This window comes from Thermoactinomyces sp. FSL K6-2592, assembly GCF_038006465.1.
GTDB lineage: Bacteria > Bacillota > Bacilli > Thermoactinomycetales > Thermoactinomycetaceae > Thermoactinomyces > Thermoactinomyces vulgaris.
The window spans coordinates 1,544,788-1,568,003 of the sequence record NZ_JBBOVH010000001.1 but is presented as its reverse complement, the minus strand read 5'-3'; the positions used below and the strand labels follow the sequence as shown (position 1 = coordinate 1,568,003).

General features: G+C 47.2%; 26 protein-coding genes. 17 read left to right on the top strand and 9 right to left on the bottom strand.

Features of this window, described 5'->3' with window-relative positions:
- Positions 1-55 precede the first annotated feature (55 nt).
- The 7 genes from NYE37_RS08190 to NYE37_RS08160 all read left to right on the top strand — a co-directional run bounded on the left by NYE37_RS08190 (position 56) and on the right by NYE37_RS08160 (position 7,480).
- The gene (locus tag NYE37_RS08190) at positions 56-1,228 is read left to right on the top strand and encodes an acyl-CoA dehydrogenase family protein (protein WP_037995357.1); all 1,173 of its coding nucleotides are present in this window, start codon (positions 56-58) and stop codon (positions 1,226-1,228) included.
- Positions 1,229-1,257: 29 nt separating this feature from the next.
- Positions 1,258-1,611, top strand: a complete 354-nt coding sequence (locus NYE37_RS08185; protein WP_231564595.1) for an SCP2 sterol-binding domain-containing protein — start codon at positions 1,258-1,260, stop codon at positions 1,609-1,611.
- Positions 1,612-1,677: 66 nt separating this feature from the next.
- Positions 1,678-3,534: an AMP-dependent synthetase/ligase gene (locus NYE37_RS08180; protein WP_069201542.1), complete on the top strand. Its 1,857-nt coding sequence runs from the start codon at positions 1,678-1,680 to the stop codon at positions 3,532-3,534.
- Positions 3,531-4,364, top strand: coding sequence for an SDR family NAD(P)-dependent oxidoreductase (locus tag NYE37_RS08175; RefSeq protein WP_049720083.1), 834 nt, complete (start codon positions 3,531-3,533; stop codon positions 4,362-4,364). Before NYE37_RS08180 ends, NYE37_RS08175 begins: the two co-directional genes overlap by 4 nt.
- A gap of 20 nt (positions 4,365-4,384) precedes the next feature.
- Positions 4,385-5,539 carry a thiolase family protein gene (locus tag NYE37_RS08170; RefSeq protein WP_049720084.1) on the top strand — a complete coding sequence of 385 codons (1,155 nt, stop codon included), beginning with the start codon at positions 4,385-4,387 and terminating at the stop codon, positions 5,537-5,539.
- Positions 5,539-6,321 carry an enoyl-CoA hydratase/isomerase family protein gene (locus NYE37_RS08165; protein ID WP_049720085.1) on the top strand — a complete coding sequence of 261 codons (783 nt, stop codon included), beginning with the start codon at positions 5,539-5,541 and terminating at the stop codon, positions 6,319-6,321. The genes NYE37_RS08170 and NYE37_RS08165 overlap by 1 nt, the downstream gene beginning before the upstream one ends.
- 64 nt (positions 6,322-6,385) lie before the next feature.
- Positions 6,386-7,480, top strand: coding sequence for an SDR family oxidoreductase (locus NYE37_RS08160; protein ID WP_340711913.1), 1,095 nt, complete (start codon positions 6,386-6,388; stop codon positions 7,478-7,480).
- Positions 7,481-7,537: 57 nt separating this feature from the next.
- On the opposite strand, the gene trhO is transcribed toward NYE37_RS08160, so the two are convergent.
- A complete protein-coding gene (gene trhO / locus NYE37_RS08155; RefSeq protein ID WP_049720086.1) occupies positions 7,538-8,455 on the bottom strand; it encodes an oxygen-dependent tRNA uridine(34) hydroxylase TrhO in 918 nt (305 codons plus the stop codon).
- A 162-nt stretch (positions 8,456-8,617) separates the two neighbouring features.
- Here trhO and NYE37_RS08150 point away from each other — a divergent pair, with 162 nt between their 5' ends.
- Entirely contained in the window at positions 8,618-9,133 is a 516-nt protein-coding gene (locus tag NYE37_RS08150) for a D-glycero-alpha-D-manno-heptose-1,7-bisphosphate 7-phosphatase (RefSeq protein WP_037995342.1), read from the top strand.
- Positions 9,134-9,242: 109 nt separating this feature from the next.
- The gene (locus NYE37_RS08145; protein WP_340711912.1) at positions 9,243-9,824 is read left to right on the top strand and encodes a hypothetical protein; all 582 of its coding nucleotides are present in this window, start codon (positions 9,243-9,245) and stop codon (positions 9,822-9,824) included.
- Positions 9,825-9,862: 38 nt separating this feature from the next.
- Here NYE37_RS08145 and NYE37_RS08140 read toward each other — a convergent pair whose 3' ends face one another.
- A complete protein-coding gene (locus tag NYE37_RS08140) occupies positions 9,863-10,687 on the bottom strand; it encodes a phosphoenolpyruvate hydrolase family protein (protein ID WP_037995341.1) in 825 nt (274 codons plus the stop codon).
- A 15-nt stretch (positions 10,688-10,702) separates the two neighbouring features.
- Positions 10,703-11,920, bottom strand: coding sequence for a Tm-1-like ATP-binding domain-containing protein (locus NYE37_RS08135; RefSeq protein ID WP_340711911.1), 1,218 nt, complete (start codon positions 11,918-11,920; stop codon positions 10,703-10,705).
- Between the two features lie 306 nt (positions 11,921-12,226).
- Between NYE37_RS08135 and NYE37_RS08130 the strand changes: the two genes are divergently transcribed.
- From NYE37_RS08130 to NYE37_RS08115, 4 genes are all read left to right on the top strand, one after another.
- Positions 12,227-13,417 carry an MFS transporter gene (locus NYE37_RS08130; RefSeq protein WP_231564594.1) on the top strand — a complete coding sequence of 397 codons (1,191 nt, stop codon included), beginning with the start codon at positions 12,227-12,229 and terminating at the stop codon, positions 13,415-13,417.
- A gap of 153 nt (positions 13,418-13,570) precedes the next feature.
- Positions 13,571-14,305: an SDR family NAD(P)-dependent oxidoreductase gene (locus tag NYE37_RS08125; protein WP_340711910.1), complete on the top strand. Its 735-nt coding sequence runs from the start codon at positions 13,571-13,573 to the stop codon at positions 14,303-14,305.
- A gap of 155 nt (positions 14,306-14,460) precedes the next feature.
- Entirely contained in the window at positions 14,461-15,393 is a 933-nt protein-coding gene (locus tag NYE37_RS08120) for a cation diffusion facilitator family transporter (RefSeq protein WP_049720089.1), read from the top strand.
- A gap of 77 nt (positions 15,394-15,470) precedes the next feature.
- A complete protein-coding gene (locus tag NYE37_RS08115) occupies positions 15,471-16,424 on the top strand; it encodes an aromatic ring-hydroxylating oxygenase subunit alpha (protein ID WP_049720090.1) in 954 nt (317 codons plus the stop codon).
- Positions 16,425-16,654: 230 nt separating this feature from the next.
- Here the strand turns inward: NYE37_RS08115 and NYE37_RS08110 are convergent, their stop codons facing one another.
- Complete coding sequence (locus NYE37_RS08110) at positions 16,655-16,828, bottom strand: hypothetical protein (protein WP_165489746.1); 174 nt, start codon at positions 16,826-16,828, stop codon at positions 16,655-16,657.
- Between the two features lie 116 nt (positions 16,829-16,944).
- Between NYE37_RS08110 and NYE37_RS08105 the strand changes: the two genes are divergently transcribed.
- Together NYE37_RS08105 and NYE37_RS08100 are read left to right on the top strand one after the other, a co-directional pair.
- Positions 16,945-17,271: a hypothetical protein gene (locus NYE37_RS08105; protein WP_049720091.1), complete on the top strand. Its 327-nt coding sequence runs from the start codon at positions 16,945-16,947 to the stop codon at positions 17,269-17,271.
- 98 nt (positions 17,272-17,369) lie between these two features.
- On the top strand, positions 17,370-17,687 hold the full coding sequence (locus tag NYE37_RS08100) for a hypothetical protein (protein WP_049720092.1): 318 nt from the start codon (positions 17,370-17,372) through the stop codon (positions 17,685-17,687).
- Between the two features lie 672 nt (positions 17,688-18,359).
- Here NYE37_RS08100 and NYE37_RS08095 read toward each other — a convergent pair.
- The 4 genes from NYE37_RS08095 to NYE37_RS08080 all read right to left on the bottom strand — a co-directional run bounded on the left by NYE37_RS08095 (position 18,360) and on the right by NYE37_RS08080 (position 20,278).
- Positions 18,360-18,635 carry a TSUP family transporter gene (locus tag NYE37_RS08095; RefSeq protein WP_049720093.1) on the bottom strand — a complete coding sequence of 92 codons (276 nt, stop codon included), beginning with the start codon at positions 18,633-18,635 and terminating at the stop codon, positions 18,360-18,362.
- The gene (locus NYE37_RS08090) at positions 18,625-19,053 is read right to left on the bottom strand and encodes a sulfite exporter TauE/SafE family protein (RefSeq protein ID WP_268983084.1); all 429 of its coding nucleotides are present in this window, start codon (positions 19,051-19,053) and stop codon (positions 18,625-18,627) included. Before NYE37_RS08090 ends, NYE37_RS08095 begins: the two co-directional genes overlap by 11 nt.
- A gap of 83 nt (positions 19,054-19,136) precedes the next feature.
- Positions 19,137-19,322, bottom strand: coding sequence for a hypothetical protein (locus tag NYE37_RS08085; protein ID WP_049720095.1), 186 nt, complete (start codon positions 19,320-19,322; stop codon positions 19,137-19,139).
- Positions 19,319-20,278, bottom strand: coding sequence for a GAF domain-containing protein (locus NYE37_RS08080; RefSeq protein WP_049720096.1), 960 nt, complete (start codon positions 20,276-20,278; stop codon positions 19,319-19,321). Before NYE37_RS08080 ends, NYE37_RS08085 begins: the two co-directional genes overlap by 4 nt.
- A gap of 236 nt (positions 20,279-20,514) precedes the next feature.
- Here NYE37_RS08080 and NYE37_RS08075 point away from each other — a divergent pair, with 236 nt between their 5' ends.
- Both NYE37_RS08075 and NYE37_RS08070 read left to right on the top strand, forming a co-directional pair.
- Positions 20,515-21,345 carry a serine hydrolase gene (locus NYE37_RS08075; RefSeq protein WP_049720097.1) on the top strand — a complete coding sequence of 277 codons (831 nt, stop codon included), beginning with the start codon at positions 20,515-20,517 and terminating at the stop codon, positions 21,343-21,345.
- Positions 21,346-21,453: 108 nt separating this feature from the next.
- Positions 21,454-22,068, top strand: a complete 615-nt coding sequence (locus tag NYE37_RS08070) for a PH domain-containing protein (protein ID WP_049720098.1) — start codon at positions 21,454-21,456, stop codon at positions 22,066-22,068.
- Between the two features lie 90 nt (positions 22,069-22,158).
- Here NYE37_RS08070 and NYE37_RS08065 read toward each other — a convergent pair whose 3' ends face one another.
- Positions 22,159-23,154, bottom strand: coding sequence for an MDR family oxidoreductase (locus NYE37_RS08065; protein WP_049720099.1), 996 nt, complete (start codon positions 23,152-23,154; stop codon positions 22,159-22,161).
- Between the last annotated feature and the right edge of the window lie 62 nt (positions 23,155-23,216).

Sequence of the window (23,216 nt, the reverse complement as noted above, 5' to 3'; positions counted from 1 at the left end):
TGTCTTTGGACGGGAAGTACCAGTACGTATCGGTATCAAACGGAGGGATGCCATTATGTCAGGAACCAATAAGGAAGCGAATTCGGGACTTTGTTTCCAACTTTCTGAAGAACAACTGGATCTCAAAAAGTGGGCGCATGGATTTGCAGAAAAGGAGATCCGCCCGATCGCGGCCGAGTATGATGAAAAAGAAGAGTTCCCCATGCAAGTTTTGGAAAAAGCTGCGAAAGCCGGCTTAACCAGCTATGCGGCTCCGGTGGAATATGGAGGGGGCGGCCTGACCAGCGTGATGGCTGCTTGCCTGATTGCCGAGGAGTTGTATTGGGGGTGCGCGGGAATTGCCACATCCCTGATGGTGGCAGGGTTGGCCGGATTACCTCTTTATTATATGGGAACGGAAGAACAAAAAAAGAAATGGATCCCGTTCTTGTGTGATCCGGAAACCCCGCGGATGGGAGCCATGGCACTGACTGAGCCAGGCGCTGGTTCCGATGTCAAAGCGATTAAAACCCGCGCCGAAAAAGACGGCAACGAATGGGTGATCAACGGACGGAAATGTTTCATTACCAATGGAGGCATTGCCGATCTGTACGTTGTTTTTGCACGGACCATTCCGGATGCGGGTTATCACGGGGTGTCGGCCTTCATTGTCCCCAAAGGAACGCCGGGGCTTTCCGGAGGGAAAAAAGAGCGAAAAATGGGAATTCGGGCTTCTCATACCGGAGATGTGATTTTTGAGGATGTCCGCGTCCCAGAGGAAAACCTGCTGGGAGAAGAGCACATGGCATTCTTCGGGGCCATGCAGATGTTGGAAAAATCAAGACCGGTTGTGGCTGCCGGCGCTGTCGGTGTTGCCCAGGCTGCATATGAATATGCATTGGAGTATGCAAAAAACCGGGTGCAATTCGGGCGTCCCATCATCAAAAACCAGGCGATTTCCTTTATGCTTGCACAAATGAAAACCAAAATCGAAGCGGCCCGCCTGCTGACTTATCGCGCGGCCGATCTGGCAGACCGGGGGGAACCCTGTACGACCGAAGCCAGTATGGCCAAAGCATTCGCAGCCGAAACAGCCATGGAAGTCACGACCAATGCGGTGCAAATTTTGGGCGGATACGGTTATATGCGGGATTATCCGGTTGAAAAGTGGATGAGGGATGCGAAAATCCTGTCCATTTATGAAGGAACCACACAAATTCAATATAAAGTGATCACCAACAGTTTCTAAACATTATCAATATGAAGGGAGAAATGATGATGAAAGACTTGAGCATTCATGAAATTTTCGAAAAAATCGAGCAGGCGTTAAATGAGGATTCCAAGCCGATTGAAGGAATGAATGCCGTTTATCAATATGATCTCACAGGCGAAGAAGAAGTCACCTATCAGCTGCAATTGTCCAATGGTCAAGCCAAAGTGGAGAAAGGTTCACCTGCTGAAGCGGATTGTGTGTTGCAAATGAAAATCGATGATTTTAAAGAATTGCTTTTGGGAAATCTGAGCGGAACCGCAGCGTTCATGTCCGGGAAATTGAAAATCAAAGGAAATATCGGTGCTGCGATGAAGATGGAAAACTTGCTCCGTCAATATGACGTAAGCAAATATGTATGATTTCAGTTCCCGGTCCGGACCGGGAACTGCCTCAGGCGTCATATCACTGCTTCTGGAGGGCTGCCAATGAAAAACCAAAATCTGGTGGAAATGGTATGGCGCTCCGTTGAAAAATATCCGGACAATATCGCACTGAAGTGGAAAGAAAACAACACTTACCAAACACTCACTTATCAGAATTTTTGGAACCGTATTCAATGGGTGGCCGCAGGATTGTATCGTTTCGGGGTCCGGAAGGATACCAAAGTCGGCATCCTTTCCAACAATCAATACAAATGGCCCATTGCGGATCTGGCTGTCGGCAGTTTGGGGGCTGTCAGCGTGCCGGTCTACCCGTCCCTTCCTGCGGACCATGTCAACACCATTTTAAAACAAGCAGACTGCGAAGTGGTTTTTGTAGAGGATGAAGAACAACTCCAAAAAGTCATCCATGGCCAAAACGATGTCCATACCATTATTTATATGGGATTCAGAGAATATTCAGGAAATAACGGGAATATCGTCACCTTTTCTTCCTTGGAGCGCCAAGGAAAGGAACACCCGCTGGATCAATGGTCAGAGATTTGGAAAGCAATCGGGCGCGATCAACTGATGACCATCATCCATACATCCGGAACGACGGGTGTTCCCAAGGGTGCTATGTTAACACACGGAAATTTTTTATCCAATATTGAGGGAATTCAAATTTGGTGCATGGAAGCCCGGCACGATGACATTTTCTTGTCCTATCTGCCGCTGGCGCATGTTTTTGAACGAATGGCCGGACAGTTTATGCCGTTATCGGTCGGGGCCACGATTGCTTATGCAGAAAGCCTGGAGACGATCCCGCAAAATCTGTTGGAGGTTCGTCCCACGGTGATGACCAGTGTGCCAAGGCTTTTTGAAAAAATTTATGCCCGCGTCCAAGAAGAGATCCAATCGGGGACACCGATCCGCCGTGCGGTTTTTGAATGGGCTCTTAAGATCGGGGAAAAACGGTATGAACTGTACACCAGCAAGCCGGCTGATTATTTGATGATGCATGATTTGCCGCCGGATCTGAAATGGAAATGGAAAATTGCCGACAAGCTCGTTTTTCAGAAGATCAAATCGCAACTGGGCGGGCGGCTGCGCGGTTTGATTTCGGGCGGGGCTGCTTTGAATCCCGACATCGCCCGGTTCTTTTGGGCGATTGATGTGCCGGTGTTGGAGGGATACGGACTGACCGAAACCTCACCGGTGATCAGTGTCAATCCGTTTTCCCGTGCCCGGATCGGAACTGTGGGGCTGCCGCTGCCCAACTTGGAAGTCAGTATCGCCGAGGACGGCGAAATTTGGGTTCGCGGTCCCAATGTGATGCAAGGGTATTACCGAAATGAGGAAGCAACCGCCAATCAGTTCCACAACGGATGGTTGAAGACAGGGGATCTGGGTGAAATCAACGAGGAAGGTTATTTGAAAATCACGGACCGGAAAAAACGGCTTTTGATATTGTCCACCGGAAAAAATGTGAGTCCCCAACCGGTGGAAAATGCGATTTGCGCCAGTTTGTACATCAACCAGTGCTGTTTAATCGGCCAAGACCGAAAATACACCACCGTGTTGATCGAACCTGATTTTGAACAGCTGGTCCCTTGGGCAAAGAAGAAGAATTTGCCTGCCGATTCCCGTGAGAAGCTGGTCGAATGCGAAGAAGTGAAAACGCTTCTTCAAAACGAGATCAAGCAGGCGGTCAAGAATTTCCCCCGTTATGAACGGCCCAAAAAAGCTTGGATATCCGGACGGGAGTGGACAGAGGAAACCGGAGAGATCACGCCTTCATTGAAAGTACGGACACATGAGATCGAAAAAATTTATAAAAATGAAATTGCCCAAATGTACGGGGATGTTTCTCATCCGCGCATGATTATTTTAGAATCCGCAAAGCAAGGAGGTACATCATGAATCTTCCACTCAAAGGAAAAGTGGCGGTTGTCACCGGGGCTTCCCGCGGTTTGGGGAGAATGGACGCTTTGAAGTTGGCAGAAGCCGGAGCCGATGTGGTGGTGACGGATATTTTGATCGAAGAAGACGAGAAATTGGAGGAAAAGTCCGAACAGTACGGGCCGATGTCCCAAATCATGGCTCAATCCAAAACCATTTACACCAAATCTACGGCCAAACAAATTGAAGAAATGGGACGGCGCTCGGCGGCATACCGGATGGATGTCACAGATCGGGAAGAAGTCCAAAAGGTAATGGCTGAAATCAAAGACAGGTTCGGTCGGATTGACATCTTGGTCAACAATGCCGGAACCTTGGATCATACAGCGCGTTTGGAACATCAGAATGATGATTTTTGGGACCGGGATTTGAAGGTGAATTTGACCGGAGCTTACAACTGTTCCAAAGCGGTTTGGCCCTATATGAAAGAACAGAAATGGGGACGCATCATCAATATGGCTTCTGTGGCCGGAACCTTGGGAGGATACGGACAAGCCAGTTATTCAACCACCAAAGCGGGAATCCTGGGCTTGACCAAAACCTTGGCTTTGGAAGGGGCCCGGTACAATATTACGTCCAATGCCATTGTGCCGGGAATTATCAATACGGAGGCTTTTCAATACACCAACCCGAAAATGCGGGAGCGCATGATTGAACGGACGGCTTTTAAAAGACCGGGGGAACCGGAGGATATTGCATATGCCATCGTGTTCTTGGCATCAGATCAGGCCAAATACATTACCGGGGTCGGACTTCCGGTTGCAGGCGGAATCGATCTGTTTACTTTTTGATGAAGAAAGGAGAGAAAAGCATGAGTGACCGCGATGCAGTGATCATTGATGCCATCCGGACACCGATCGGGCGGAAAAAAGGAACACTCTCGACGGTCCGGCCTGATGACATGGCAGCTTTCGTCCTGCAAAAGCTGGTGGAGAAAAACCAACTGGATCCGGCAGAAGTGGAAGACATTAAAATGGGATGCGTCACGCAAATCGGCGAGCAAGGATACAATATCGGCAGAATGGCCGGCTTGATCGCAGGGTTTCCGGTGGAAGTGTGCGGAGTGAGTGTCAACCGGATGTGTGCTTCCTCTTTGGAAACCGTTGCCCAAGGGGCTCATGCCATCATGGCGGGGATGGCGGATTGTGTGATCGCGGCCGGGGTTGAAAGCATGAACCGGGTCCCCATGGGCAGTGACGGCGGCAGTTTCAGCGACCGGCTGTTGTCCAAATACAACATTATTCCGCAAGGGCTCTCAGCGGAAATGATTGCCGAAAAATGGGGAATCTCCCGTGAGGAGATGGACGAATTTTCATTGCACAGCCATGAAAAGGCACTGGTTGCACAACAGGAAGGACGTTTTGACAACGAGCTGGTGCCGGTGGAAATCAAAGGAGATAAAGGGGAATGGGTAAAACTGGACAAGGATGAGACGCCCCGGGCCAATACCAGTTTGGAAGCACTGGCTCAATTGTCTCCCTCCTTCCGTCCCGACGGCAATGTGACACCGGGAAATTCCAGCCAGATCAGTGATGGTTCGGCCGCTGTTTTGCTCACCTCCCGCCGGAAAGCCAAAGACTTGGGGCTCGTTCCGAAAGCCCGGGTGGTTGCCACACAATTGGCTGGTGTGGAGCCGGATATCATGCTGACGGGGATCATTCCCGCCACCCGAAAAGTGTTGGACCGTGTCGGTTTAAGTTTGGACGACATCGGCGTGTTTGAGGTCAATGAAGCGTTTGCTTCGGTGGTTCTTGCCTGGAAGCAGGAGATCAAACCGGACATGGAAAAAGTCAACCCCAACGGAGGCGCGATTGCATTGGGGCATCCGCTCGGAGCCAGTGGGGCCCGGATTATCGCGACATTGGTCAATGAGCTGGAACGCCGGAAGGAACGTTACGGGTTGGCCACGATGTGCATCGGATTCGGAATGGCGCTTGCAGTCATTATTGAACGGGAGGAAGGCTGATGGAGTGGAAGCATTTTTTGGTGGAGATTCGCGATCAGGTTGCACGGATCACCATCAACCGCCCGCCAGTAAATACGCTGAGCCGGGATGCCCTGATTGAATTGGGTTCCATTTTGGATCAATTGGAAAAGGATCCGTCCGTCCGGAGTTTGATCCTCACCGGTGCGGGAGAAAAAACTTTTTCCGCCGGTGCGGATGTTTCCGAGTTTGGCGGGATGGGGGATCGGGAACAGGCTGAAGGTTTCTTAAAACAAATCCATGATTTATTCGACCGGATTGAAAACTTCCCCAAACCGGTGATTGCTTCCATCAACGGGAAAGCGTTGGGTGGCGGAAACGAATTGCAAATGGCTTGCCACTTGGCGATTGCCGCCGACCATGCCGAATTCGGATTGCCGGAAGTCCGGTTGGGGATTATGCCGGGTTACGGTGGAACACAACGGTTACCACGTCTGATCGGGCAAAGGCGCGCTTTGGAAATCATGCTGGAAGGGAAAAGAATTTCCGCACAGGAAGCATTGGAAATCGGACTGGTCAATAAAGTTGTGCCTGCGGAACGGTTGGCCGAAGAAGCGTTTGAATGGGCCAAACAATTGGCCGAAGGACCGCCCGTTGCCATGAAAGGAATCATCCAATCGGTCATCAACGGGAGCCGGAAGGAACTGCCGGAAGGGTTGAAAGTCGAACGCGAAAACATGCTGGCCGTGATGCGCACGGAAGATGCCATCGAAGGGGTTGCCGCTTTCTTTTCCAAACGCAAACCGTCTTTTAAAGGAAAATAATATCGGCACATAAGCCTCCCAAACCGGGAGGCTGTGCCTGCATTTCATTTAAAGGGGGGATCTTATGCCTTCACATACTTACTTTTTTACCGGTTTCCCCGGATTTATTGCCACCCGGCTGGTTGAAAAGTTGTTTGACCAGGATCCGTCTTCCCGTTTCCTGCTGTTGGTTCACCCCAGCCAACAGGAGAAGGCGGAAAAGGTGATTTCGCAATTAACGCAAAAGAAAGCAGGGTCCAGAGGATGTTTCATCCCGATCCCCGGCGACATTACCAAGGAAAATTTGGACATCCCGCAGCTACGCATGGAACGCCTCCGGGAGGAGATCGATTATGTTTTTCATTTGGCCGCGATTTATGACTTGGCGGTTTCCAAGGAGACCGCCTATAAGGTCAATGTGACCGGCACCCGAAATGTAAACGATTTCGTCTTAAGTTTATCCGGATTGAAGCGGTACGTCTATTTCAGTACCGCTTATGTATCGGGCAAGCGGACCGGCCGGATTTTGGAGACTGAATTGGATGAAGGACAGTCTTTTAAAAACCATTATGAAGCGAGCAAGTTTGAAGCGGAGGTTATCACCCAGAAGATCATGAAGCAAGTGCCTTTGACAATCATCCGGCCGGGAATTGTCATGGGAGATTCCAAAACGGGGGAAACGGTCAAGTTTGACGGACCTTACTTTGTGATGCGTTATTTGGACAAATTTTCCCGTTTCCCCATTCCTTATCCGGGCCGGGGGAAAGCCTTGTTAAATCTCGTGCCGGTGGATTATATCGTGGACGCAACGTGTTATTTGGCCACGCATCCGGTGGGGGAAGGAAAAGTGTATCATTTGACCGACCCCAACCCTTATCCGGCCCGGGAAGCGTTCGGTATCATTTGCGAGACACTGGTTGGAAAGAAAGCGTCCTTTACGCTGCCCTCTTTCATTGTATACGGTTTGCTTTCAATCCCCGCGTTTCGAAGGTGGTTGATGGTGGAAAAAGAGACCATCGAATACTTTCGCCTGAAGGCGGAATACGATTGCTCACAAGCGTTGGAAGATTTAAAAGATTCAGGGGTCAAGTGCGCGGATTTTAAAGATTACATTCAGGTTTGTGTCAAATTCTATGAAAATCACCGGCATGATCCGGACAAAATGATTGAAGTGCGGTAAGAAACAATAAAGCTTGTCGGCCGGATGACTTGGCGACAAGCTTTATTGTTGCGCTGATTAAGAAGCGGATGCCTCTTTGGATGCTTTTTGAAGATCCCGCTCTTTGCATTCCATGGTGCAATAGCCTTCATATTTTTCTTCGCATTCCGGACAACAAATGTGCTGTTTATGGCAAGGATCATATTTGCAATTGATGTAGCGGTCTTCCGGTTTTCCGCAATGGGAACATTTCCCGACGATCTTGTCTTCGACTTGATTGATGCGGACCGAGATCCGTTCATCAAACACATAACATTTTCCGTCAAAGAGTTGCCCTTTTACTTCCGGATCTTGGCTGTAGGTGATGATACCCCCGTCCAGCTGGTAAACTTCTTTAAACCCTTCTTCCAGCATCAGGGCCGTCAGTTTTTCACAACGGATGCCCCCGGTGCAATAAGTGATGATCGGTTTGTCTTTGTATTGGCTCATGTTTTTGCGAATCCATTCAGGGAACTCCCGGGTGGTTTTGACATCCGGGCGGATGGCTCCGCGAAAATGGCCGATGTCATACTCATAGTCGTTTCTTCCGTCTAATACGATCACGTCATCCCGTTGGAGCATTTCGTAAAATTCTTTGGGCGACAAACGTTTTCCCGTTTTTTTGTGGGGATCCACGTTCTTTTTCAAACGCCAGGTGACCAATTCTTTTTTCGGGCGTACAATCATTTTTTTGAATGCATGTTTGTGATGTTTGTCGACCTTAAAGGGCATATCATGGAACAACGGGTGCTGATGCATGTAATCCATATATTTTTGGGTTTGTTCAACTGTTCCCGACACGGTTCCGTTAATTCCTTCTTTGGAAACCCAAATCCGTCCCCGCAAGCCGAGTTCATTGCAAAATGCACGGTGTTCATCCGCAAAGGATTCCGGATCTTCCAAAGGTGTGTATTTATAGTAAAGGAGTACACGATAGTTTTGATCATTGGTTTCCATGTCTGATCACTTCCCCTTTTCAACAGTTTTCCCGAAAAAAGTCCTGCCTTTTAGTATACAACAGACATGAAAAAACGCAAAGTACGGCTTAAGGCCGAAGCCGATCGCACAAAGGCCTTTTTTCAATTATGATAATCAAAAAGACCAAAAGGTGGGAAGAAGTTGAAAGAACAAAACAAAGCCGTTTTTCTCGACCGGGACGGGGTTATCAACGAAGTGAAAACGGACCGGGTGGATCATGTCAACCGGCCGCAGGATTTCTATTTGCTTGAAAAAGTTCCGGAAGCGATTGCCAAATTAAGGGGACTCGGGTACAAAATTTTTGTGGTTACCAATCAAGGCGGTGTGGGGCTGGGTTATATCCAGGAAAAAACCTTGAAAAAAATCCATGAAAAAATGCAGGAAGATTTAATCGCCGGACATCCCGAAGCCATCATTGACGACATCTTGTATTGTCCCCATAAACCTTTTGAAGGTTGCTCTTGCCGCAAGCCCCAAGCCGGCATGATTCTGGAGCTGGCAAAGAAACATCAAGTGGATTTGTCCCGGTCATGGATGGTGGGGGACCGGCAAGTCGATCTGGAAGCGGGCAAAAGAGCGGGATGCCGGTCCATCCTGGTTTCGAGCGAATATACTCTGTGGGATTTTGCCTGTTCATTGGATCCAAAGGAGGAGTGATTTTCCTCCTTTTTTCTTTCCAAGCAAAAAAATCTCTGAATATAGCCCGAAGGAATCATGCGAAAAAGGAGGACTATAAATATAATAAACTCGGGATGGGGGTGCAAGATTGGCTACATTGGCAGTCGGATATCTGATCTGGATCGGGTTTACGGCTTATGTCATGATCATCGCCAACATACATAATCGTTGTCTGACCAAAATGACGGGCATGATGGTTTCCATGGGTGTGGCCATGATGAGCAGCCTGTTATTGGGAACCTTGCTCGGTGTTTTTCTGGAAACCATGATGGTTTCCACGGAAATTGCCATGGTGTTTGGGATGGTTGCCGGTTATTTTACCGGTAAACCGATACATCTTTTGGCTTCCCTGGACGGGTTTTTGGCAGGGATCATGGGAGGAATGATGGGGGCGATGCTGGGGGTGATGATAGTTCCCGAAAATTCGGCATGGACCCTGGCCGTGGTGATTGCCTCTTTTGTCATTGCCATGGCGTTGATCATTCAATTGATTGCACAGGAAATGAACAAAGCAGATAAAAAGAAGGAAGCCATGAGAGAAAAGAAAATCGCCGGTTGGGGGGTTTTGTTTTCGATCGCACTCATTATCGCATCGTTTCCTCTCAATGCGGTGTGGGTGGATGCTTTTCCGGCTTCCACAACAAATATCATCCAACCACACCACCATTAAAAAACGCCTGGATTCATTTTTCCAGGCGTTTTTTTGCTTTATAAATTCTTGAAGTTTTCCACTTGGGTTTGAATGGCCACTTCTGTGGGGAGGCGTTCAATGCTGGATGCGCCAAAGAACCCGTCCACGCCGTTGGTCATGGATAAAATCTCTTTCACGTCCTGCGGTTCGGCAATGGGGCCGCCATGACAAAGGATGATGATGTCGGGATTCACTTTTTTGGCGGCATCATGAATGGCCTGAATCCGTTCGGCGGATTTCTCCAAGGTCAGCGCCGTTTCCGCTCCAATCGAACCTTTGGTGGTAAGCCCCATATGCGCCACCAGGACATCGGCACCAGCTTCCGCCATGGCCACGGCTTCTTCTGTATTAAATACGTACGGACAGGTCAGCATATCCAGTTGGTGTGCTTCACGAATCATTTCGACTTCCAAATCAAAGCCCATTCCGGTTTCTTCGAGGTTTTGGCGGAAATTCCCGTCAAAAAGCCCGACGGTGGGGAAGTTTTGGACCCCGTCAAATCCCATTTCTTTCAGTTGCTTCAGGAAAACGGGCATTCTGCGGAAGGGATCGGTGCCGCAAACGCCGGCCAAAACAGGAGTGTTTTGGACAATCGGCAACACTTCTGAAGCCATTTCCACCACAATGGCATTGGCGTCTCCATAGGGGAGCAAACCGGCCAAAGACCCGCGTCCGGCCATGCGATAACGGCCGGAATTATAAATAATGATGATGTCGGCTCCGCCTCGTTCGGCAAATTTTGCAGAAATTCCGGTTCCGGCCCCGCAACCGATAATCGGCTTTCCTTGCTGAAGAGTGTTTCTTAAACGTTTGAGTGATTCTTCTCTGCTGATAAATGGCATGATGTCAAACTCCCTTCATTCGCTTTCTTTTTGAATCAGTTCCATCAATTTTTTCGTCACGGCATCAGCAAATTCCGGATCATTAATATTGCAATCCAATTCGTAGACCGGGATGTCCGGATTGGTGTATTGCTTGATGGCATCAAACAGTGCTTGGTCGGCTTCCGGCCACCAAAATTCTTTCCCGGGAGCGTCCAGTTCGGAAACGCCTTTTAAGGGAAGAAAGACGGCGACTTCTCCTTTGGACCGGTTGATTTTTTCCGCCAGGATCCGGCCCAGATTTTCATTTTCTTCAGGGGTGGTTCTCATTAATGTGATGTTATCGTTCCAATAATAAAAAAGTCGGTCTTTGAATTTTTCCGGCACGGTGGCAGGTCCCCAAAAGTTCACCATGTCCAGGCACCCTGGTGCCACGACTTGAGGCAATGCCCACTTGGCGGCAGCATCCATCCGGGTGGGGCCTGCCGACAGCACACCTCCCACCAGTTCATCGGCCAATTCTGTCGTGGTAATGTCCAACACCCCGGTTATGTATCCCTGACCAATCAAATATTCCATGGTTTTCCCGCCGGTGCCGGTGGCGTGAAACACCAATACTTCATAGTCTTTCTGTTCCAGCAAATGTTTGCATTGATTCACCAGCGTGGTGGTGTTTCCAAACATGGAGGCGGTGATCAAAGGTTTGGTATCGATGGGCGGCACCTCGGCTTCCAGCATGCCGATAATGGCACCGACGGCATTGGAATAAATTTTGGCGCTGATCCGGTTGACTCCGGCCACATCCAAAACCGACGGAATCATGACAATATCGCTGATCCCCACATAAGGCTTTGTATCGCCGGAGGCCACCGTGCTCACCATCACCTTCGGGACTCCCACCGGAAGGGCTTGCAAGCCGGATGTACCGATCATGGTCCCGTTGGATCCTCCCATCGAAAAACCAGCATCAATTTTTCCTTCCAGAAAAAGCTCCTTCATAATGACGGCGATTCCCCGTGTCATGACAGACATGGCATGGGATTTATCAGCTTTTTTCCGAAGCTCTTCCAAAGAGCTCCCGCCGGCTTCCGCCACTTTTTCGGCAGAAATATCCGGATCAAAAAACGGCTCTCCCAAAACACCTGTGTTAATGACAAATGCATGGTGCCCGTGTTTTTCGATTTCCTGCTTGATAAATGCATAATCATGCCCTTTGGTATCCAGTGCACCAATGACAGCAATGGTTTTGCCCATTTCGATCCTCCTTGCATGTTGAGTTAGGATGCTTTTAGAGAAAAACCCTTATAAATAACATTTAGTTATAAATGTTATATTCCCTTCATTATATCAATTATTTTTCTTGTGATTTTTTAGAAAAACTTTTTTAAGGCTAAATTTTCGGCTTCAAACAGCGGAGGGATATGAGGAGAAAAGCTTGGAACCATGCTTTGTTTGATTTAAAGTGTGAAGATTATTGTATAATAATATTTAACGTATCGAATTTTTAAGTGATGCCGAAAACCGGCATCATCCTTTTTTTAGAGAAAAGGAGGACCTTTGGTGGATACCGCACAACAATCCATGTCGGCAAAAAGACCAATGTCCAAGGGGAAAGTATGGACATTCAGCACGACGCATATGATGAATGATTTGGTGACAACCGGCATTGTCCCGGCGTTATTGCCGCTGTATCAGCAAGCTTTTGGTTTGACTTACACGCAATCGGGGCTCATTATTCTTGCTTCTTATATCACTTCATCTGTCATGCAGCCATTGTTTGGCGCATGGACGGATCGCAAACCGATGGTCTGGATGTTGCCGCTCGGTGTGTTTATCTCCGTGATGGGATTGGCACTGACCGGTTGGGCGCCCAGTTATGGCTGGGTTTTGTTTCTGATCGCCTTGTCCGGTCTCGGCTCCGGGATTTTCCACCCGGAAGCCTCCCGGGGAACCCACTTTGCTTCAGGAAATACCAAAGGGCTGGCGCAGGCGATTTTTCAGGTGGGCGGTAACGGCGGCCAAGCTTTGGGACCGTTGATGATTCCGTTGTTTTTGGTTTATACGGGAAAAGAAGGGCTCATCTGGTTCAGCGTGCTGGCAGTGATCGCGCTCTTCCTGCTGATGCGTTTATTGCCTTGGTATAAAGAACAGGTGAGCAGGTCGCAGGCAGCCAAAAAACAATCCAAAGGAAAAAACCACTGGACGGGGGTTTTTTGGCTGGTCATTGTGATCACATTGCGGTCTTGGTGCCAAGTTGGGGTTTCCGCTTTTTTGCCTTTTTTCTTTTTGCATCAAATGAACATGTCTTACAGCCAAGCAGAGGTGTTAAACTTCGTATTTCTGGGTGCCGGCGCGTTGGGAACGTTTATCGGCGGGGCGTTATCTGATTATTTGGGTATCAAACGCTGGTTGGTCGGTTCCTTGCTCGCTTCGGTTCCCTTTGCCGTATGGTTGCCTTATGCCCAAGGGGTTTCGATGTGGCTAGTGATTTTTTTGTTTGGTTTTTTTGTTTTATCTTCTTTTGCCGTGACAGTGGTCTATATGCAGAAATTGCTGCCCCGCAATATCGCCATGGCTTCCGGGCTGGCCATCGGTTTTGGCGTCGGAGCCGGGGGAATCGGAGCCACGCTCATGGGATATCTGATCGACTTATTCGGGGTGCCCACCATTTTATCATTTATTTCCGCATTGCCCATTTTGGCGGCTCTTTGTGCGTTCATGGTTCCGGATGAAAGAAAACTGATTGCATAAACAGTTTCAGAATCCTCCCGGTTTAAAGTGCACGGGAGGTTTTTTTGAACCATCGGCCTGGCTTGGCAAACAATGTTTGTTTCGTTGATGAAAGATTGGCGTGAATGATTTATGCTGACAGTAATACGAATCAAAGAAGCAGGAGGGAAAAGAATGAAACCACTCAACAACAAGGTGGCCGTGATCACCGGAAGCAGCCGGGGCATCGGTGCCGCCACGGCCGTGTTATTCGCCAAGGCCGGAGCCGATGTTGTCATTAATTATCATCATTCTGAAAAAGAGGCTTTGCAGGTACTTGAAAAAGTGAAAGCCGCCGGGAAAAAAGGCATTGTGGTGAAAGCGGATGTCCGGAAGGAAGAAGATGTGAAAAAGTTGGTGGACCGGACCGTTCAGGCATTCGGAAAAGTGGATATCCTCATCAACAATGCCAACATTGCCTTTGCGTTCAAGCCGTTTATGGAGATGAGCTGGGAGGAGTTTTCCGTCAAGTTGAACGACGAAATGCGTTCGGCTTTCCATCTTTGCCAGGCTGTGGTTCCGCATATGGAAAAACAGGGAAGAGGAAAAATCGTCTTGATTTCCAGCGGGTTATCCCGAACACCCGCGGAAGGGTTTATCGCTCACGGCACAGCCAAAGCGGCCATCGTGTCCTTTGCAAAATACCTGGCACTGGAATTGGGTCCCAAAAATATCCGGACCAATGTGATTGCCCCCGGTTTGGTGCTGACCGATGCGACAAAAGACCAACCGAAAGAAATGCATGAATCCATCCGGAATGTCACGCCTTTGCGACGCCTGGCTCAACCGGAGGATGTGGCCGGGGCTGTTTTGAGTTTGGTGGCTGATTGGAATCCGTTTATGAATGGCGCTTATCTCCCGGTCAACTGAGGAAATGACATGGATTGATGACAAGCATTTCAGAGTTTGAAAAAAGCCGGTAAATTACCGGCTTTTTTTGCAATTGGAGGTTGATCAAAGCGGAAAAGAAGCATATCATTAGAATGATTACTTTTTAATAATTATTATAATTTAGGAGGATAAAAATGAAAGTTTATGATTACCATCATCTCAACCATGTGAAAGAACAGCACACCTCCCGAAAAACCTTGTGGATCACCCTGGCATTAACCGTCTTTTTCACAGTGGTTGAGGTGGCAGGCGGCTTGTTATCCAATTCGCTGGCTTTGTTGTCTGATTCTGCCCATATGATTTCCGATGTTTTTGCATTGGGCCTGAGTTTGACGGCTAGTTACATGGCCACTCGAAATCCGGACGGAAAATACACATTTGGTTTTCTCCGGTTTGAAATCATTGCGTCCTTTTTAAACGGGTTGGCCCTGGTTGTGATTGCAATCGGAATTTTTATCGAAGGCATCCGCCGGCTCATTGAACCCCGGGAGATCGATAAGCCTTTGATGTTGACCATTGCGGTCATCGGTTTGATTGTCAATATTGTGTTGACGGTGATTTTAAGCCGCAGTTCCAAGGAAGAAGAAAATCTGAACATCAAAAGTGCTCTCTGGCATTTTATCGGAGATTTGCTGAGCTCCGTGGGGATCATTGTTTCCTTCATCCTGATCTCCGTGACCGGGCTTTTGATTTTTGATCCGCTGATCAGCATGGTGATTGGAGGAATCATTTTTTACGGCGGTTCCAAAATCCTTTACGAATCTTATTTCATTCTGATGGAAGCCGTGCCGGAAAAGTTTGATCTGGAATCCGTCCGGCAAGATATCGGCGAGGTAGAAGGCGTTCAGGATGTACATGAGCTTCATTTATGGGCGGTTTCCACAGACCATTATTCGCTGACAGCTCATGTGTTTATTGATGATGCTGCAGAACCTTTTCTTGTGATCAAGGCCATCAATGAGACGCTCTGCCAAAAACACGGAATCGTCCATTCCACCGTCCAGATTGAACATCCTGCCGTTCATGATCACGGGGAGTACGGAAAACGTTTCTTGGCCGTCAATTGAGGAAAACTTCAAGGTCTAAATGCCGGGAATCCACATATAAAAAGTCTTGACAACAATCATCCCAAGGAGGTTATTCCATGTCGGACGACTCGATGTTTCCTGCCCGGTGGTATGCAGTCGCATGGTCGTCGGAGCTGAAAAAGAAGCCCCTCAAAAAAAGGATCGCCGGCCGGGATATCGTGTTATTCCGGGGAGAAGACAATGCCCCACATGCCATTCATGCCTATTGCCCCCATCGGGGAGCCGACCTTTCGTTGGGATCTTGTGCAGACGGAGGAATCCGGTGCCCTTTTCATGGTTGGTTGTTTCAAGGAGACGGAAGATGTACGGATATTCCATCCCAGCCCGGAGCAAGGATTCCTGAATTCGCCCATGCCACGGCATACAGGGTGATGGAGAAAGCCGGGCTGATCTGGGTTTATCCGTCCAATCATCCCCATGATGAGCTGACATTGTTTCCAGAACTGGAGGATCCCGACCTCCGGCTTGTTCCTTTTCAATCCACATGGAAAGCCCATTTTACACGGGTGGTGGAAAGCGTCTTGGATGTGGCTCATCTTCCGGTTGTTCACCGCCGGACGATCGGAAGAAAATCTTCACTGGATGTAAAAATTCAATTTCAAGCGGATGGGGATTGGATTCGGATCGAGAACAACCATACCGAATTGGAGTACCGGTTTCCGCAACAATGGATATTACGCCCGCGATCCCGCGGAAAACACCGGTTGATTAATTTTGTGACGTTTACGCCGGTCGATTCTCATTCCACGGATATCCGGGGATATATCGGCCGAAATTTTGCCAAATCATTTTTGATCGATAAAATCTTGTCCCAATTCAGTCTCAAGGTGCTGAAAGAGGATCAGGAAATCGTGGAAAGTCAACATCCGCGGCCCATTCCGGAATCTCTCCGTTTGGAAGCGCATGTTGCGGCAGACGGACCCCAAGTCCGGTTCCGAAACCGGTGGTATTCCTTTTTGACCGGCAAGGAGCCAAAACTATTTTCCGCTGCAGATCATTTTGAATATTGAGACAGTTGGTCGCAAGAGGGGAGAAGAGAGGGGAAAACCGGTGTTAAATCGACCGCGAAAATCGAACGTATATTCGTGAAAAATCCAAAATTGCCTCAGAGCGAATCTGATGCGTTTTTAAGAGGCGTTTGGTTCTTTTGGACATATGGGTCATGAATAAAAAAAGAGGGGCCTTACAAACAAAATTTGAAGGCCTTTATTTTTTTTGCTAATTCCCATTTCTTTCTTTTTTATCCTTTGTTATCCAATCGGTCGGTCAACTCTTCAATATCGGAAATCAACGTATGCAGAGTAAAAGACTCTGTTTGGTTAATGGATTCAATCCGGTCTGCGGCCCGGCGCATGATTTTAGCTGCCTGCTTGAGATCTTGCACGGAAAGTTGCATTTGATACTCTTTATCCATTCTTTCACCTCGCCAAAAAATCGGTACCTTTGCATCTGTTGAAAAACAGCAGAGAAATGTAACATGAAATAGACATGTTCCCATGTTATCAAAAAAACGCCGGGAGGAAAATGACCATGGGTATTGGCCCGAATCTTGTCATATCTGTATGTTTTGCGCTTTTAACACTGGTTTATTTTTTGCTTCAACGGCATTACGGGGCGGATGTTCGCCTGTGGATGCTTATTTATTTTCCCGTACTCATATTTGCCATGACCTTCAGCTTTAATCATTGGCAACAACCGTTAAAAAAATTCGCTGACTGGTTGAAAGAGCAGGTGCAAGCAGGTTTTTGGAAATGTATCATGATCATTGCGGGTATGGTTCTTTTCTGGGTGATTGCCATCATCTTGTTGATCGCGGTTCCGCTAGCTATTTTTGAGCCGGAAGTTGCAAATCAATGATCTCCATATCCCAATGGTTGTTAAAAATCATGGATTCCAGGTATCATGAAATAAACATGTTTCCCATGTCACCAAAAAATCGCAGGAGGGGGATGCGAATGAAAGTCGGTAAAAATTTATTATACTCTGCATTATACGCTTTAATTATGCTTGGTCTCATATTGATGAGAAAAAATTTTGATGGTGAAGAGTTTCCTCAATGGATGGTCGTTTATTTACCTGTTTTATTTTTTTTCGCAACCTTTTGCATCCTTCATTGGAAGAAACCCTTGAGAAGAACCTTGGACCGTATGAATGAATGGGCATATGACATGAGCTTTCGGAAAATCATCGTCATGATCTTAAGTATCTTGGTTTTTTCAGTGGTTGTCGTCGGCGTCTTTTTTGTATTGCCCATCATTATCTTTGAATCCTGAATCCAACTGATCCATTGATACATATGATATACAGGATTTTACAAAAACAATTTTTTCGGAAAGATGGATAGCAGATAGCGGGTAAATATCAAAACGCTTGAGAAACCGGATTAAGGTACTCAGGCGTTTTTTGTGTTTATTGTATATATCTAAAAGTAAATCATTTTCACGAATCCAATCTGATTATCAGAACGGATTTCTGATTGGAAATAAATGTGAAACAGACAACCAAAACTCGTAGTAATAAATGGTTTTTCTGGAAATAAACAGTTGATTCCTCCCTCGAAAACCCGTTATATACAGTTACAAAATTTATATTTTGTAACGTTACAGGTTGATGGGGAGAAAGATCAGGCTTCGACATCTCAAAAAATGGAATTTTCCCACTTGTTGTCATCTCATTAAGAAAAGTTAACTATAGTTTTGAGAAATAAAAAATATTTATTTGTATATCGAAGCATTCGTGTCGGAAATCGAATAAAAAACCAGACGATTATTTCTTTTATTTTTGAAAATGATTTAATCCTGATTTCTGATGTTTCTGTATTGACAGAACCTTATTTATGGATGAGGCCGTTCCGGTTGTGAAATAAAAGCCCCCCCTCCCCGCCGCGCAAAGAATGAATTTGATTTCCCCTGACGGTTCGGACGTTCATGATGAGAACCGCCGGGTTATCCGATATATATCGCGAGATAATCATACCAGATTTTCAAAAATGTGATGGCGATGACAAGAGTCAAGCCGACCCGCAATGTGCGAGGGTTTGCTTTTTTGCTGACCATCGCTCCTGCCGGCGAAGCGATCAGTCCGGAAACTGCCAGAATGACAGAAGGAATCAGCAAGATCTGATCGGAAACCAATTTGGCCGCCACGGATCCGGATGAAGATACAAAGGCGATCGCAAGCGACGTGGCGATGGCGGTGCGGGTGGGTGTTTTAAAAGACAAACAGCAAGACCGGCACCAGAATAAACGAACCGGACGAACCAATGACACCGGAAAAAATCCCGATGACCAACGCAACCCCCATCACTGCTGCAGGATGAGAAGCGATTGGACGAGCCGCGGTTTCTTTTGGTTCTTTCTCGGAGCGAAACATCATCCATACCGCCATGGTGGCCAGGATGGCGTAGATCAAATGAATCCATGTTTCACTCAGCCACTTGGAACCATATCCGCCAAGAAAACTTCCGGCCAATATGGCCGTTCCCATATAAACGGTTAGCGATTTATTGAGGGCTCCCTCTTTTCCGTAAACAACAAGCCCCGCCATGGACGTAAAAAACACTTGAACCGCAACCATCCCTGCTGCGTCATGCGCGGAAAATGCAGGAAATCCAAATAATGGCGGAAGATACAACAACATCGGATATTGAATGATGGCTTCGTCAACAGCGTTGAAAGTCTCTTTCCTCTTGCCGGCAAAAAAACAAAAAGAACATGAAAGAATCATGTTCTTTTCGAAGGGTTTGACTTGAACAGTTTGACAAACTTCCGCTTCACTTTTAACCGCTCGTGGTCAAACAGTCCGTTTTTCATTTTCTCCATCAATTCTTCCCTGCTTAATAATCCTTCGCGGTACATTCGGTTCAGTTTTTTTCTTTCTTCATACGATGGTTTGCGTCCTTGCGTCATGGATGATTCCCACCTCGGTGTTTAAGATCGTTGTAGACCAGTGGAAAGAGCAAACTGGCAAACAATGCAGCCCGTTCAATTTCGATATCTTCATAAGCATCAACCGGCGCTCCGGTAATGGTCAGAACCCCTATCCGGGTGGGTTCCATCATTCCGGCTTTGATCGGCACACATAATATGGTGCGATATACCTTGCGTGAATTCTTTTTTTGGTCATATTCATAATCCGGGGATTCGACATCAGGCACATAATAAATTTCTTTTGTTCTCCATGCACGACCCGCTGCACTGCCATGGATCGGGGGTTCATATATTTTTACGCGGTGAGAGTGTCCGCTGGAATGGGCGAAATGCACAAGAACATCATTTTTTTCAGGATGTTTGACGTGAATGATGACCCGGGGTTGCTTTTTTCGGAAATTTTTCAGCGTGTTCACCAGATAGTCCAGCAAATTCATGAAGATTTCATCGCGGTTTTGCCGGAAGCGGTTTTGATCGGCGATGGCCGCGGCCACTTCTTCAATGGTATACATAATTTGAGACATGGTGTAGGTTTCATCGTTGTATTTGCTGTCCAATTCTTCATATAAACTTTTTAAAATCTCAATTTCATCTTCCGCTTTGGCCAATTGGGTATTCTGTTGATCAATCTGCTGGTCTTTTTCTTTTAACAAATCCATTAATTCTTGCCGGTCCTGTTCCAGAAGCAGCACTTTCTTTTCCAGCTCTTCTTTCTCGTTTCGGCAAGTGTCCAGTTGGATCATGGCCATTTGGCTGTTTTGGTCCCCTTCTTCCAAACTGCGGCCCAACCAATCATTTTTTCCTGTGGCATAACGATAAATATGGATCACCAAGGTGGCTGTCAGACCGACAGCAATAATAATCACTAAAAAGTCAAAAAACCATCCTGAATTTTTATTTAACATCTCCAGTAACTCGATAAGATCTTCCGTCATTGTTCCGCTCCCTGTTTTATAAAAATCAGTCTTTTGCAATGTCTGGATGGATTGTTTGAGTTTTTAGATCCTGAATGATATGAAGTTTCTGTTATTGATTCCATTATACAACAAAACGACAAACAGATATTAATATTTTAAAACAAGAAAAAAAGTTATATTTTTATGAATAAATAGAAATGACCCCGGAATTGCATTAGAATATTCATGACGTCAAATGATCAGGGGGATGGTTCATGAACGGACAATCGCCGTTCCAAAAGTTGAGCGGTTCTTTGGATGCCTGGAAGAAAAAATCTTCGGGGATTTGGGGGATCTGGATGGAAGATCTGAACACCGGAGAAAAATGGATTTGGAATGAAAAGCAACCTTTTGTGGCAGCCAGCATGATCAAAGTACCGGTGATGGTGGCGGTTTACCGGGCCCATGCGCTAGGAAAACTTTGCTTGAGCGATCGGATTGAATTAAGACGGGAAGACAGAGTCGGCGGTTCGGGGGTTTTGCAGCATCTTTCATATGGAACGAAATTTACCATTCAAGACTTGGTCACCTTGATGATCATCCAAAGCGATAATACAGCAACCAACCTTTTGATTGACCGGTTGGGGAAAGAATTTGTCCAAGAAACACTCCTTGCACTGGAAATGACCGATACGGTTTTCATCAACCGCCTCCATATTGTCCCGGCCGGCTCGAATAAAACCAATCAAATCACTGCCAAAGACATGGCCCGTTGTTTCCGGCTGCTGGCAACCGGTCAAGCCGTTTCCCGTGATGCCAGCCGAAAGATGGTCGAAATATTAAAAAAACAACAATGGCGGAATTGCCTGCCCGGACGGCTTCCTCCCTCCGATTCCGAAATCATCGGCAGTCTGCCACGATGGGAAATGGCGCACAAAACCGGGTGGGTCAACCAAACGCTTCACGACGGGGGAATTTTATACATCGCTTCCCATTCCTTGATCTTGGTGGTATTAAGCAGCGGGCTGGATCATCATCAAGCGCAACGGGAAATCAACCATATCGGCAAATGGGTTTACGATGCCTATACCCAGGCCTCCCGATGAAAAACGGGCCGGCTGATCTTTTTTAACCGTTTTATTCCAATTATGGTACCATACGAATGGGACGAAATATCCAACCGTCAACAAATCACACGGGAAAGGTTGATTCAAATGTTTGTAAAAGTCGCCTCGGATGTGCTCGGATTGAGTGAGATCGGGTCCGTGATCAAACCGGAAGATTATGACAAAGTTGAATCGGACGATTTTGTGATGCACGAAGATAATGAGAGAATCTATTTTTTGATCAAATCCAAAACCGATGAGTATTGTTTCACGAATAAAGCGTTAATTCATCTGGACGGAACCAGCGCAACAAGCAAAAAACGTTCTCTTTACCGCTTTGATTACAGCACGCACAAGATTTCGGAAGTGACGCTTGAAACCGCCGGAACCGTCGATTTGGACATCGAACTCAAATTCAAGATCGGATCCAGGATTTTCTCCATTGATGTCCATAAAAAATATTTGAACGAGTTGAAGGACTTATACAAAGCGTTACTGAAAATCGCTGAAATCTCCCATGATAATGAAATCATCCTGGAATACGCCAACCAGAGCCTCAATTTGGCTTCATCCACTTTAAGCCATCTCCGGAGCACTGAACACAATCCGGTCGAGCAATTCAAGGAGTTAAATCAGGCGGCATTCTCTTGGCTCGTCGAAGCGAGAAAACAGTATCATGTCAAAGATTACGGGTTTGTGTTTGAACGTTATATCAACCGCTGATGAACATGCATTTTTAAAAAAGTCCTCTTTATCGATCCAAAGAGGACTTTTTTGTGACCACACCGCAAAAATCATCATTGAAATAAACGCTTACAATGACTGAACATCGATCACGATCCGCCCTTTGACGTCGCCGCTTAAAATCTTTTCGCTTAAAGCCGGAACATCGCGAAGGCCGTGAACTTCGGTGAGTTGGTCCAAAAGTTCTGCCGGCAAAAGTTCCGACAGACGGTTCCACGCTTGGGTTCTTTCATCCGCCGGGCAGGTGTTGGAGTCGATGCCGACCAATTTGATTCCGCGCAAAATAAATGGATATACCGTGGTGTGAAGCGAATGGCTTCCGGCCAAGCCACAAGCGGCCACGGTTCCGTAATAGCTCATCTCACTCAACACATGAGCCAACGTGTCACCGCCCACCACGTCCACTGCGCCTCCCCACCGTTGGGATTCCAGCGGACGGGACGCTTTGGAAAGTTCTTTCCTGTCAATGATTTTGCTTGCACCCAGGGATTTTAAAAAGTCATGGTTGTCCGGACTTCCGGTCGATGCGGCAACCGTATATCCCAGACGGGACAAAATGGCTACGGCCAAGCTTCCGACCCCTCCGGATGCCCCGGTAACCAAAATCGGTTTTTCCCGGTTGATTCCATGCCGCTCTAAAGCCGACACGGCCAGCATGGCCGTAAGCCCTGCGGTCCCCAGACTCATAGCATGTTTCAATTGAAGGCCGGACGGGAGCGGAACCAGCCATTCGGGTTTCGCGGTTGCGTATTCGGCATATCCTCCCCAGTGTGTTTCTCCGGTTCCCCATCCGGTTAAAATCACCTTGTCGCCGGGTTGAAATGCGCTGTTTTTGGATTTGACCACCGTGCCGCCCAAATCGATACCGGGAACCATGGGGAATTTGCGGACGATTTTCCCGCGATTTAAAACGGCCATTCCGTCTTTGTAATTCAAGCTGGAATACTGAACGCGAATCAGAACATCTTCTTCCGGCAAGTCCTTGATCTTCAGTGTTTGAAAAGAATGGGAATATTGATCTTGCTTCCGGTCCACAACCAATGCGATAAATTCACGATCTTGCACAGCAACAACCTCCTTCAAGCAAATACTTCTCTATTTCCAACATAATTCCTTTCCGATACAAT